The organism is Vaginella massiliensis (genome assembly GCF_900089075.1).
Taxonomy (GTDB): Bacteria; Bacteroidota; Bacteroidia; order Flavobacteriales; family Weeksellaceae; genus Weeksella; species Weeksella massiliensis_A.
Genome location: NZ_LT593745.1, coordinates 172,417 through 184,778 on the forward strand (window position 1 = coordinate 172,417; position 12,362 = coordinate 184,778).

Here is a 12,362-nt window from a genome sequence, read left to right on the forward strand (position 1 = left end):
TAACCTAAATTTGTAGCCCTAATTTTATAACCATGCAATTTAATTTAATTGAAGTAGAACGAGTTGATACGATAAGTGCCAAAGATTTTCAGCAGTATTATGTGAAACCACAAAAACCTGTGGTGGTCGAGCGTATTACAGAAGATTGGCCAGCTTATGAGAAATGGAATTTCGACTACATAAAACAAGTTGCGGGCGATAAAATTGTACCGCTTTACAACAACGATCCGGTCGATTCGACCAAGAAAGTCAACGAAGCTGTTGCCCATATGAAAATGAGTGATTATGTTGATTTACTGCAGCGAGAACCAACCGATCTTCGTATTTTTCTTTACAATTTGATGAGCCAAGTACCCGAATTGCAGAAAGATTACAAGATGCCCGATCTTGGTCTGAAATTATTCAAATCGATGCCGATGCTTTTCTTTGGTGGCGAGGGTTCGAATGTTTTTATGCACTACGATATTGATTTGGCGAATATTTTACATTTTCATTTTGCAGGCGAAAAACGTTGCATTATTGTTCCGCCAGAACAATCGAAATACATGTACAAAATTCCTTTTTCGGTGATTTGTAGAGAAGACATCGATTTCGACAATCCAGATTTCGACAAATGGCCCGCGCTGAAAAATCTACAGCCCATGTACGCCGATCTGAAACATGGCGAAATGCTCTACATGCCAGAAGGCTGGTGGCATTACATGAAATACCTCACACCCGGATTTTCGATGAGTTTGCGTGCGTTGGCTCATAAACCAAAAAATTTTACAGAGGCGATTTACAATATTTTCATCATGCGCAATTACGATAATTTGATGCGAAAGATAAAAGGACAACAATGGATAGAAGAAAAAAACGCAAATGCCATTAGCCAAACGCACAAACGATTATCTATTAAATAGTGAAAGTTTAGAATTTTCGACCTTTTGAAAACACCAAAACCAGATAACTATTCTAATTTTTGACAATTATTTGGTTTTGTTTTCTAAATACACTATTTATAATCTGAAATTTTAGATTATTTTTCAGGAAATATGAAACTTTGCAAGCTAATTGGAATGTATGGTTTCTGACAGAAAAAAATCTTGGGCACTTTTGCCGCTCATCCTTTTTATCCTCATCTATTTTTCGGCATCATTGATGCTCAACGACTTTTATGCAATTTCGGCACTCACCGTATTTGTTGCTGTTACGCTTTTGGCCTTTTTACAATTTCCGAAAATACCATTCGACCATAAATTGAAAGCTTTTGCCGAAGGCGCAGCTAACGAGACAGTTTTGTTGATGATTATGATTTTCTTGCTGGCAGGCGCATTCGCGCAACTGGGCAATATGGTTGGTGCTGTACAAGCTATTGTCAATATGCTCATGGCCTATATTCCATCAAATTTTATCATTCCTGGCTTTTTCTTACTGGCTTGTTTTATCTCGATTTCGATAGGCACCTCGGTTGGCACAATTGCTACGCTCTCACCAATTGCGGTAGAAATGGAGAATGTACTCCCGGGCAGTTTACCTATTTTATTAGCAGCAGTTGTTGGCGGATCGATGTTTGGCGATAATTTATCGTTCATCTCCGACACCACGGTTGCTGCTACCCGAACACAGAACGTCAGCATGAAAACAAAATTCAAAGCGAATTTTACATTGGTTCTTCCTGCCGCTGTCGCCACCACAATTCTTTATTATTTTTTATCATCCGCCATAACACTTCAACAATTCGAGTCGCAACAAGCTGGCTATGACATTCTTGGACTTCTGCCTTATGTGCTAGTGTTTGGCTTTTCTATTTTAGGTCTGAATGTTCTATGGGCGCTGTGTATTGGTATAATTTGTTTTGGTCTGATCGCTGTTTTTCATTTCGATTTTACATTTCACGACAGCATAAATGCCATACAAGATGGTTTCTCGAATATGTTTGAATTGAGCTTATTATGCTTAATTATCAGCGGTTTGGTTGGAATTATTCGTTTGCACGGCGGGATAGATTATATCGTACAAATGATTACCAATCGTATCAAAACTAAAAAACAAGCCGAACTCGGAATCGCTTCGCTCACGGCAATTGTAGACGCTGTATTGGCAAACAACACCATCAGCATTTTGATTGTAGGAAATCTGGCAAAAGTCATTGCCGACACACACAATTTGCAACCCAAACGCGTCGCGAGTATTTTGGACACCACTTCGTGTTTTATGCAAGGAATCATTCCATACGGAGCGCAAATTTTGGTAGCGCTGGCGGCAGCAAAATCATTAGGATTCAACTTATCACCTTTAGCCATCATCAGTCATCTCTATTATCCGTTTTTGATTGGCTTTTCGACCTTGGTGATGATACTTTTCTACCAACATCGACCGAAAAACTCCGATTAAATTCAGCAATTGATCGCTACAGCAAAATGAGAAATAACTCGTAACTTTGCCGATATTTTTTTTAGAAAATGAAAAGAGTTGTTGTCGGATTATCTGGAGGAGTGGATTCTAGCGTTGCAGCCTATCTTTTGAAAGAACAAGGCTATGAAGTTATCGGGTTGTTTATGCGCAATTGGAACGATGCAAGTGTAACTTTGGAAGACGAATGCCCGTGGATAGAAGATAGTGCAGACGCTTTGTTGGTTGCAGAAAAGTTGGATATTCCTTTTCAGGTCATCGACATGTCGGAGGCGTACAAAGAGCGTATTGTCGATTATATGTTCAACGAATACGAACAAGGTCGAACGCCAAACCCGGATGTTCTCTGCAACCGCGAAATAAAATTTGATTTGTTTCTGAAAACTGCGCTCGAACTTGGGGCAGATTTCGTTGCAACGGGGCATTATGCACGCAAAACTTCTTTTATCGATGAACACGGCAATGAAATATTCCGATTGCTGAAAGGGGTTGACAACAACAAAGACCAAAGTTATTTTTTGTGCCAACTCTCACAAGAACAATTGAGCAAAGCTTTGTTTCCAATAGGCGATATCGAAAAACCAGAAGTGCGTAAGATTGCCCAAAAATTAGATTTGGTAACCGCCAACAAAAAAGATTCTCAGGGTTTATGTTTTATTGGTAAAGTAAGTCTGCCCGAATTTTTGCAACAGCAACTCAGCACCAAAGAAGGTAAAATCATCGAAATTCAAAAAGATTGGCAGCCTTATACTCGAGCAATTCCCGACTTCAAAGATCAATTTGAAGCCTTGGACTTCGAAGCAAATGGTTTTCAATATCATCCTACCGACGGCGAAGTAGTGGGCAAACATCAGGGCGCTCATTTTTTTACCCGCGGTCAACGCAAAGGTTTGGGTGTTGGCGGTAAAGCAGAACCGCTCTTTGTGCTCGATACCGATGTAGAAGAAAACATTATCTATACAGGGCAAGGTGCCGAACATCCTGGTTTGATGAAGCGTGTTTTGTTTATAAAAGAAAACGAAATTCATTGGGTACGAGAAGATTTGGCGTTACAAGAAAACGAAACGCTCGAGGTGATGGCCAGAATTCGTTACCGACAACCATTACAAAAAGCAACTTTACACAAAGCGAAGTCTGGTCTATACGTAGCATTCGAACAACCGCAATCGGCTATTACCGAAGGGCAATTTTGCGCTTGGTACAAAGGCGAAGAATTGCTGGGTTCGGGCGTGATTGCGTATTGATAAATTGGGAATAAAAACAAAACCTTGTAACTGATACGCATCGATGTATTGACTGATGAATTTTCTAAGATAAACGTTTTTTTATAACTTAAATATTTAGGTCAAAATAACGAAAGACAAACAAGCAAACTCTTCACTTCTTGCCAAATTGTCATATTTTTACCATTGGTCTAACTTTTGAATTTTCCAATCGAAAATAATCATTAAAAACACAACATCAGCTATCATGAACAAAGGAAGTATCAAGGTATCGGTAGAAAATATTTTTCCATTAATCAAGAAATTTTTATACTCAGATCACGAAATATTTTTACGCGAATTGGTGTCGAATGCGACAGACGCAACCTTAAAATTAAAACACCTCACTAATATTGGAGAAGCAAAAGTAGAATACGGCAACCCGATAATCGAAATCAAAATAGACCAAGAAAAAGGGACCTTGCACATCATAGACCAAGGGATTGGGATGACAGCTGAGGAGGTCGAAAAATATATCAACCAAGTGGCGTTCTCTGGTGCAGAAGAATTCATCAATCAGCACAAAGATGCAGACGGCATCATTGGTCATTTTGGTCTGGGTTTCTACTCGGCTTTTATGGTTGCGGATAAGGTCGAAATCATTACCAAATCGTACAAAGACGAAGCTGCTGCGCATTGGACATGCGACGGCTCGCCAGAATTTACCTTAGACGTTGCCGATAAAACAGAGCGCGGAACAGAAGTGATTTTACACATTGCCGAGGATTCGAAAGAATTTTTGGATGAGTGGAAAATTGGAGAATTGTTGAAAAAATACAATAAGTTTATGCCAGTTCCGATAAAATTCGGGACGCGTAAAGAGACTTTACCTCTACCAGAAGACGCTGCAGAAGATTCAAAACCCGAAGAAATAGAAGTAGACAACATCATCAACAATACTACGCCAGCCTGGACAAAAGCTCCGTCTGAACTCACAGATGAAGATTATCTCAACTTCTACCGCGAATTGTACCCAATGCAATTCGAAGATCCATTATTCCACATCCATTTGAATGTCGATTATCCGTTTAATCTAACTGGAATTTTATTCTTTCCAAAACTGGGGAACAACATCAATCTCGATCAAGACAAAATTCAATTATACCAAAATCAAGTCTTTGTTACAGACGAAGTAAAAGGCATTGTGCCCGACTTCTTGATGCTGTTGCGCGGTGTGATCGATTCGCCAGACATTCCGTTGAACGTTTCTCGCTCATATTTGCAGGCAGACGGCGCGGTGAAAAAAATATCGGCGCATATCACCAAAAAAGTAGCCGATAAAATGACCACTTTAATGAATCAAAACCGGGAAGATTACGAGCAAAAATGGAACGATATCAAAGTTGTCATCGAATACGGTATGATTACAGAAGATAAATTCTTCGAAAAATCGGACAAATTTGCATTATACCCAACCACAGACGGAAACTATTTTACCTGGACCGAGTTGGAAGCAGAAATCAAAGACTTGCAAACCGATAAAGACGGAAAAATGGTTGTATTGTATGCGACAGATCGAGAGGCACAAGACCAATACATTCAAATTGCGAATGAAAAAGGCTATAAAGTTTTGTTCTTAGACTCACCCATTGCGCCACACCTTATTCAGAAATTAGAAGGAACAAAAGAGAAAGTAAGTTTTGCTCGTGTAGACGCCGATCATATCAACAAACTGATTGATAAAGATGAGGTAAAAATTGCCAAATTATCGGATGAAGAGAAAGAAAAACTGAAAACTCAGATCACCGAAAGCATCAACAACACAGCTTATACTGTGCAATTAGAAGACCTATCGGCAGACGATGCGCCATTCATCATCACGCAATCAGAATTTATGCGCCGCATGAAAGATATGCAAGCCACAGGTGGCGGCGGAATGTTTGGCATGGGAAATTTCCCAGAAATGTATAATCTAGTCGTGAACACCAACGCAGCAATGGCTTCGCAAATCTTGGCAAAAGAGAACAGCGAAGAAAAAAACAAGATCATCGCTCATGCATTAGATCTAGCAAAACTATCGCAAGGCTTGTTGAAAGGGAAAGATTTGACCAACTTCATCAACAAAAGCTTCAAAGCCTTGAATCAAGAATAATCCTTTTTTATCATAATCTCGTATTTTTTAATACGAGATTATTTTTTTTGTAAAAATAAAAACATAACTTTAATTGATTTTTAATTATAAAACACTTTTATGAAAAAACTTATACTTAATGTAGCTATCCTCGCTTCAACCGTAGCATTGGCACAACCAGTTGGATGGACAGACCAAAACACCAACATCCCAGGATCTCAAGATTACTATGTTTCTGCGATCCATGCGCTAAACGAAAATGTAGTGTGGGCTTTACCACAAGGGCAATCGACTGCTCCAAACCGTTATCCTAATTATGTTTTGGTAACGTCTGACGGAGGAAATACTTGGGTTGCAAAAACAGGTCCAGCACCCTCAGGCGCATTGATTTCTATGATCTTCGGGGTTGATGCGAATACCGCTTTTGCTGTAACAGCACCTTACACTGCTGGACCTAGCACAAACGGATTGTACAAAACCACAGACGGAGGAAATACATGGAGCAAAAAAGCTTCTGTAAACTTTAGCAACGCAGCATCGTTTGCCAACATTGTTCATTTTTGGGATGCGAATACTGGTTTTGCGATCGGAGATCCTGTAAACGGAATATATGAAGCATTCAAAACTACCGATGGTGGAGAAACTTGGTCTGTACTTACTACTGCACCTACTACAACCGACAACAATGAGTTTGGGTATAATGGAGGTTTAGCAGTAAATGGAGAGAACGTTTGGTTGACCTCTTCTACTGGTGCAATCTGGCATACAAATGATCGTGGTGTAACTTGGACCAAACATTTCACACCGATTTCTGACTTTGGTGGCGTAAACGTAGAAGGTTCCTTTGGTCACATCTCTTTCTCCTCTGCAACTTATGGTTTGGTTACTGGATCCGATGAATTATTATTCTACACAACCGATGGCGGAGCCAATTGGGAGGTTTTGGAAACATCTGGATTTTACAATGGTGACATTGCGTGGGTGCCAGGAACAGAAAAAACATTCATCTCGACAAGTGCAGATTTCAACAATATCAATTTAGGATATGGATCGTCTATCAGCTACGATGGCGGAGTTACTTGGAATATCATCGACCAAGAAATGCAACGTGGTGCCATTGGAGCTGCAAATCCGAATGCGGTTTGGGCTGGACACTTCCAAACGAATGGTGTTGGAGGAATTCTAAGATTAGATGGAAGCTTATCGATTGAAGATTTGGCTACAACCAAAGTGAGTTTACATGCTGTTGTAGATCAACAATCCTTGAAATTGGTCTCGAATCAAAAAATCAGCCATGTTACATTGGTTGATATGAATGGGAAAGCGGTTGCGAAGTTCAAAGGCAACACCAATTCTGTCTCACATTTACCAAAAGGCGTGTACGTTGCAAAAGTACAATACGAAAACGGTACTTTTGGTACGGTAAAATTTATAAAATAAATATTATACAAAATTCCAGAAAAAAGGGTAACTTCGGTTATCCTTTTTTTGTATGCGTCAACTTATCTTTTATATCCTAATTTTCATCTGCCCAGGTGTATTATTTGGGCAATACATTCTCCAAGACTCTATTCAAGTCGCAAAACCGCTTACAGAAATTGCCCTTGACGAACAAGGAAATATTTACGGCATTGAGCAAAATCAAACCTTGATCAAAATAGGTGAGCAAAAGAAAATCAGCCGTTTCAAACTTACAGGTCATCTCAACAATTTGCGTGTTCACAGTTCCTTACTTTTGTCGTTGCAATTGAACAACGAATTGCATTTGTTAGACAATCACCTGAATCCGACTCAGGACCCAATTCACTTACAAACAGCTGGTTACATTTTACAACAAACAGACGTCATCGACAATAACTTTCTTATAGGGTACGATGCGATTTCGCACAAAATTATTCAATTAAATTATCAACTGGGTAGGATCATCAACACTTCGCCTATCCTCACGATGATTCCGTGGGAAGAGAAAATAACGAAATTACAATACGACAAGAAATCAATTTACCTCATCACTGATAAAAGTCTTTATACCTTCGATGAGTTTTTGACGTTCAAAAAAAAGCTTGACATTCCAGAATACCAAAGCATCTTGTTGAATCACGGTAAAATTTATCTTCAACATGAGAATCAGCTCATTATTTTCGACCCATCCAACTCAACAACAACCACAATATACAACGGTAAAATATCAAATTTCACAGCAAACCGCACACAACTTATTGTAGATAATGATAAGGTATTGTATATTTACAAATTCACAAATTAGAGTAAAAAATGCATATTGCAATTGCAGGAAACATAGGTGCAGGTAAAACAACGCTTACCAAATTATTGGCGAAACAATACAATTGGATTGCCCAATTCGAAGATGTCGACCACAACCCCTATCTCGATGATTTTTACAATGATATGGCAAAATGGGCCTTCAACCTGCAAATTTATTTTTTGGGAAGTCGTTTTCAACAAGTGAAAGAAATTCGCGAAAGCGGTAAAAACATCATTCAAGATCGCACCATTTACGAAGATGCGCATATTTTTGCGAGTAATCTGAAGGATATGGGCTTGCTATCGACTCGCGATTACGAAAATTACCTGCGCGTTTTCAACCTGATGACAACCTTTGTAGAAGCGCCAGATTTGCTCATCTACCTCAAAGCTTCTATACCAACCTTAGTGGCGCAAATTCAGAAACGTGGACGCGAATACGAAAACTCGATCAGCATAGATTATCTGAATCGTTTGAATGATAAATACAACAAATGGATTGAAAATTATTCGGAAGGAAAACTGCTCGTGATCGATGTAGACGATCTCGATTTTGTGAAAAACCCTGAAGATTTGGGTTATATCTTCAATCGAATCGAGGCAGAAATTAATGGACTTTTTTAGATAACCGAAAATTAAAGAATAGCAAAGCGGCAATTCTCACGAATTCGACCGCTTTTTTCAACGATGGAAAATAAAAATATCGCAAAAGGAGTTTTGTTGGTAGCACTTGGCGCTAGCGCTTATGGCATGCTCGCTACTTTTGTAAAACTTGCCTACAAAGAAGGTTTCACAACCGCAGAGGTCACCACTTCACAATTTGTAATCGGATTGGTCGGACTCTTGATCATCAATTTTTTCAACCGAAAAAAACTTCAACCCCTGAAAAAGGGTGATTTATCCAAATTACTAATTTTTGGATCTTCGATGGGATTTACGAGTCTTTTTTACTACTTATCGGTACAATACATCAATGTTTCTATTGGAATTGTGTTGCTCATGCAATCGGTTTGGATCAGCATCCTGATCGAGAGTATTCTAGAAAAACAATTCCCATCGGCACGAAAAATCATCGCAACGCTCATTGTTTTGCTCGGAACTTTATTGGCGACCAACACCTTCTACCAAAGTATAGAACTTGACATTCGGGGTGTTTTTTGGGGATTTTCAGCGGCCTGTTCATTTGCGACCACCATGTATGTATCCAACCGAATTGCCACCTATCTTCCCAATACTCAAAAATCGCTGTATATGCTATCGGGAGGAGGAATAATAGTCGGATTGTTTCTAATCTTTTCCCAAATAGGGCCTTATTATTCGGATAGTTTCAAAGCAATTTACCTCACTTTTTCGGATAATCAAGCCGGCATCAAAGCTTTTGATTGGAGTATTTTTTGGAAATATGGTTTGTTACTCTCATTATTTGGTACCATTTTACCTCCATTATTACTCACAGCTGGATTCCCGCATACCGGACTTGGATTGGGCAGTATTGTTTCTTCTTTAGAATTACCCGTTTCGGTCATGTTTGCTTTTTTCCTACTGAACGAACAAGTAAAATTCATCCAGTGGATCGGAATTTTATTAATTCTTTTTGCGGTGTTTTACATGAACATGAATTCTCTAAAATCGATGAAAAAATCATCATAAGAAAATTTGCATTCGTGAAGCGTTTTTATGCCAACATCCGAATGGCGGTTTTCAAACCTTCTATGAATTGATCTATTTCTTCTTTGGTATTATAAATCGCAAAGGATATTCTCACCGTACCAGGAATACAGAAAAATTTCATGATTGGCTGTGCACAATGATGCCCCGTGCGCACGGCAATTCCTTTTTTATCTAGAATCATCCCCACGTCGGAAGCATGCACGCCATCTAACTTCAGATTAAACGAGATAGCACCAGAATGAGGAGCATTGGCTGCATAAATTTCGACTTCGGGTAAGGTTTTCAATCGTTGCATAGTGTAATCGATCAAGCTCATTTCGTAATCGTGTATCTCGTTGATTCCGATCGAATTGATGAAATCTATTGCTGCTCCCAAACCTATGATACCTGCAACATCTGGCGTTCCGGCCTCGAATTTGAAGGGCAAACAAGCGTAAGTAGAAAAATCTAAATTTACTTCTTTTATCATCTCCCCTCCTCCATGATATGGTGGCATCAAGTTCAGCAGTTCTTCTTTTCCATACAAGACGCCAATTCCGGTCGGACCATACATTTTATGTCCAGAAAAAGCAAAAAAATCACAATCCATTTCTTGTACATCGATTGGAATATGCGGTGTAGATTGTGCCCCATCGATCAGAACTTTGGCACCTACCTGATGAGCTTTTGTTATGATCTCTTTTATGGGGTTGACTACGCCTAAAGCATTCGATACCTGATTTAGGGCAACCAACTTTGTCTTGTTTGTCAACAATTGATCTAATTGCGAAAGATCTAGAATTCCTTCAGCAGATAACGGAATATATCGAAGTACAGCTTTTTTACGTTGTGCCAACAATTGCCATGGTACAATATTGGAATGGTGTTCGATTTGGGTAATCAGAATTTCGTCGCCTTCGACTAACAATTCACCAAAACTACTCGCAACAAGATTAATCGCCTCCGTCGTTCCTCTAGTAAAAATGATTTCGTGTTCGTGTTTTGCGTTTACGAAAGCTTGCACTTTGCGTCGCGATTCTTCCATTTTATCGGTTGCTTCTTGACTCAAAGTATGAATGCCACGATGTACGTTGGCATTGTAATATTCGTAATAATGGTTCAAAACATCCAACACTTCTTTAGGCTTTTGCGTTGTAGCACCGTTGTCGAAATAAATGAGCGGTTGACCATTTACCTCGCGATCGAGTATGGGGAATTTTTTACGAATTTGTTGAATATCTAGTGACATGAATTGTGCTTCGTTTATTTATCCTACCTTATTAAAAAAGTTGTAAACGAACTTACAACTTATATCGAACTATTTTTTTAATAATCTAAACATTTTATAAATCAAAATCTATACTTACACCCAATTTATCGGCTATCATACGATTTACTTTCGTTGTTACCTGCGGTATGGTTACATGTTGTAAGGCATCTGACGCAAAAGCATAGAGTAACAATGCTCTGGCTACATCTTTCGAAATCCCGCGTTGCTGCATATAGAAAAGCGATTCTTCTTCTAACTGCCCAACCGTACAACCATGAGAACATTTTACATCGTCTGCAAAAATTTCTAATTGTGGTTTGGTGTTGATGCTTGCCGCATCGGACAAGAGCACATTGTTATTCTGCTGAAAAGCGTTAAGTTTTTGAGCTTCTTGATGTACATAGATTTTACCATTGAACACTCCACGTGCCTGATCTGCATAGATTCCTTTGTACAACTCATGCGACTCACAATGCGGTGCATTATGCTCAACAAAGGTATGATGATCCACGAGTTGCTTACCATCAATAACGGTGATACCATCTAAAATCGAATTGCAATTCTCACCATTTTGATAAAAATTTAGATTGTTTCGAACGATTTTCCCTCCAAAAGCAAAGGTGAAAACACTCGCTCGCGAATCGCGTTCTTGTGCAATGAACACATTGTCGATCAACGAGGCGTGATTGCCATCGTTTTGAAACTTATGTATAGCAACTTCTGCATTTTTACCTACATTCACCTCTGTTACGGCATTGGTGAGATTCGCTTTATCGTCTAAGGTCTGATGACGCTCGATAATTTGTACCTGCGAATTGTCGCCAACAACGATTAAATTTCGCGGCTGATACATCACTTCTTGCAACACGCCTGTTGAAAAATAAACAAGCTGAATTGGTTTTGATAAAATCACATTGTTCGGAATATAGATATAAGCGCCGTCTTTTGCAAAAGCGGTGTTGAGCGCTACTAAGCTATCATCTTTGGGTGCGATTTTACCATAGTAATTCTCTATTACCGGCTGATGAGTGGATTTGTGCATAGCACTTGACAATACACAAATATCGGCTTCGTCGTGGGTTGTATTCGACAAAAAAGATGAGTATTTACCATTCACAAAAACAATGAGATAGGTATCTATATCGTGAATGAGATACTTCTTGATGTCTTTGTACTCTAAGGCCGTATCGCCTTCTGGGAATAGCTTGTAATCGATCTTGAGCAATGGCGCAAGATTGGTATATTTCCACTCTTCGTCTTTACGGTGGGGAAATCCTTTTGCCTTGAAAACTTCTATCGCTTCTTGACGGAGGAATTCTATGTTTTTATTGACTTTATTTTTTTCGTCGAACACCAAGTGACGAGCTATCAAATTTTCTTTTAAATCAATCATCATTTTTAGATTTTAGATGCTAATTATTCAGAGGGTTTGGTTTTTTATTGTTGCAAA

Annotated in this window: 10 protein-coding genes; 8 read left to right on the forward strand and 2 right to left on the reverse strand. The window is 39.0% G+C overall.

The window, feature by feature from the left end; all coding sequences use genetic code 11:
• Positions 1-32 precede the first annotated feature (32 nt).
• From BN8061_RS00785 to BN8061_RS00820, 8 genes are all read left to right on the forward strand, one after another.
• Entirely contained in the window at positions 33-902 is an 870-nt protein-coding gene (locus BN8061_RS00785) for a cupin-like domain-containing protein (protein WP_068595366.1), read from the forward strand.
• 160 nt (positions 903-1,062) lie between these two features.
• Entirely contained in the window at positions 1,063-2,376 is a 1,314-nt protein-coding gene (locus BN8061_RS00790; protein ID WP_068595369.1) for a Na+/H+ antiporter NhaC family protein, read from the forward strand.
• 68 nt (positions 2,377-2,444) lie between these two features.
• Positions 2,445-3,638, forward strand: coding sequence for a tRNA 2-thiouridine(34) synthase MnmA (gene mnmA / locus BN8061_RS00795; RefSeq protein ID WP_068595371.1), 1,194 nt, complete (start codon positions 2,445-2,447; stop codon positions 3,636-3,638).
• A 226-nt stretch (positions 3,639-3,864) separates the two neighbouring features.
• Positions 3,865-5,748: a molecular chaperone HtpG gene (gene htpG / locus BN8061_RS00800; RefSeq protein WP_068595373.1), complete on the forward strand. Its 1,884-nt coding sequence runs from the start codon at positions 3,865-3,867 to the stop codon at positions 5,746-5,748.
• A gap of 99 nt (positions 5,749-5,847) precedes the next feature.
• Positions 5,848-7,167, forward strand: coding sequence for a T9SS type A sorting domain-containing protein (locus tag BN8061_RS00805; RefSeq protein WP_068595375.1), 1,320 nt, complete (start codon positions 5,848-5,850; stop codon positions 7,165-7,167).
• A gap of 52 nt (positions 7,168-7,219) precedes the next feature.
• A complete protein-coding gene (locus tag BN8061_RS00810; protein ID WP_068595377.1) occupies positions 7,220-7,993 on the forward strand; it encodes a hypothetical protein in 774 nt (257 codons plus the stop codon).
• A gap of 8 nt (positions 7,994-8,001) precedes the next feature.
• On the forward strand, positions 8,002-8,616 hold the full coding sequence (locus BN8061_RS00815; protein ID WP_068595378.1) for a deoxynucleoside kinase: 615 nt from the start codon (positions 8,002-8,004) through the stop codon (positions 8,614-8,616).
• A gap of 63 nt (positions 8,617-8,679) precedes the next feature.
• Positions 8,680-9,642 carry an EamA family transporter gene (locus tag BN8061_RS00820; RefSeq protein WP_068595380.1) on the forward strand — a complete coding sequence of 321 codons (963 nt, stop codon included), beginning with the start codon at positions 8,680-8,682 and terminating at the stop codon, positions 9,640-9,642.
• A gap of 25 nt (positions 9,643-9,667) precedes the next feature.
• Here the strand turns inward: BN8061_RS00820 and BN8061_RS00825 are convergent, their stop codons facing one another.
• Together BN8061_RS00825 and sufD are read right to left on the reverse strand one after the other, a co-directional pair.
• The gene (locus tag BN8061_RS00825; RefSeq protein ID WP_068595382.1) at positions 9,668-10,891 is read right to left on the reverse strand and encodes an aminotransferase class V-fold PLP-dependent enzyme; all 1,224 of its coding nucleotides are present in this window, start codon (positions 10,889-10,891) and stop codon (positions 9,668-9,670) included.
• Positions 10,892-10,985: 94 nt separating this feature from the next.
• On the reverse strand, positions 10,986-12,305 hold the full coding sequence (gene sufD, locus BN8061_RS00830; RefSeq protein ID WP_204207184.1) for a Fe-S cluster assembly protein SufD: 1,320 nt from the start codon (positions 12,303-12,305) through the stop codon (positions 10,986-10,988).
• Positions 12,306-12,362: the final 57 nt, after the last annotated feature.

Bases quoted from the DNA above. Each gene is read 5' to 3' on its own strand.
- BN8061_RS00825 (WP_068595382.1), bottom strand. From the start codon at position 10,891: ATGTCACTAGATATTCAACAAATTCGTAAAAAATTCCCCATACTCGAT.
- BN8061_RS00820 (WP_068595380.1), top strand. From the start codon at position 8,680: ATGGAAAATAAAAATATCGCAAAAGGAGTTTTGTTGGTAGCACTTGGC.
- BN8061_RS00785 (WP_068595366.1), top strand. From the start codon at position 33: ATGCAATTTAATTTAATTGAAGTAGAACGAGTTGATACGATAAGTGCC.
- BN8061_RS00790 (WP_068595369.1), top strand. From the start codon at position 1,063: ATGGTTTCTGACAGAAAAAAATCTTGGGCACTTTTGCCGCTCATCCTT.
- BN8061_RS00810 (WP_068595377.1), top strand. From the start codon at position 7,220: ATGCGTCAACTTATCTTTTATATCCTAATTTTCATCTGCCCAGGTGTA.
- BN8061_RS00815 (WP_068595378.1), top strand. From the start codon at position 8,002: ATGCATATTGCAATTGCAGGAAACATAGGTGCAGGTAAAACAACGCTT.
- mnmA (WP_068595371.1), top strand. From the start codon at position 2,445: ATGAAAAGAGTTGTTGTCGGATTATCTGGAGGAGTGGATTCTAGCGTT.
- sufD (WP_204207184.1), bottom strand. From the start codon at position 12,305: ATGATTGATTTAAAAGAAAATTTGATAGCTCGTCACTTGGTGTTCGAC.
- htpG (WP_068595373.1), top strand. From the start codon at position 3,865: ATGAACAAAGGAAGTATCAAGGTATCGGTAGAAAATATTTTTCCATTA.
- BN8061_RS00805 (WP_068595375.1), top strand. From the start codon at position 5,848: ATGAAAAAACTTATACTTAATGTAGCTATCCTCGCTTCAACCGTAGCA.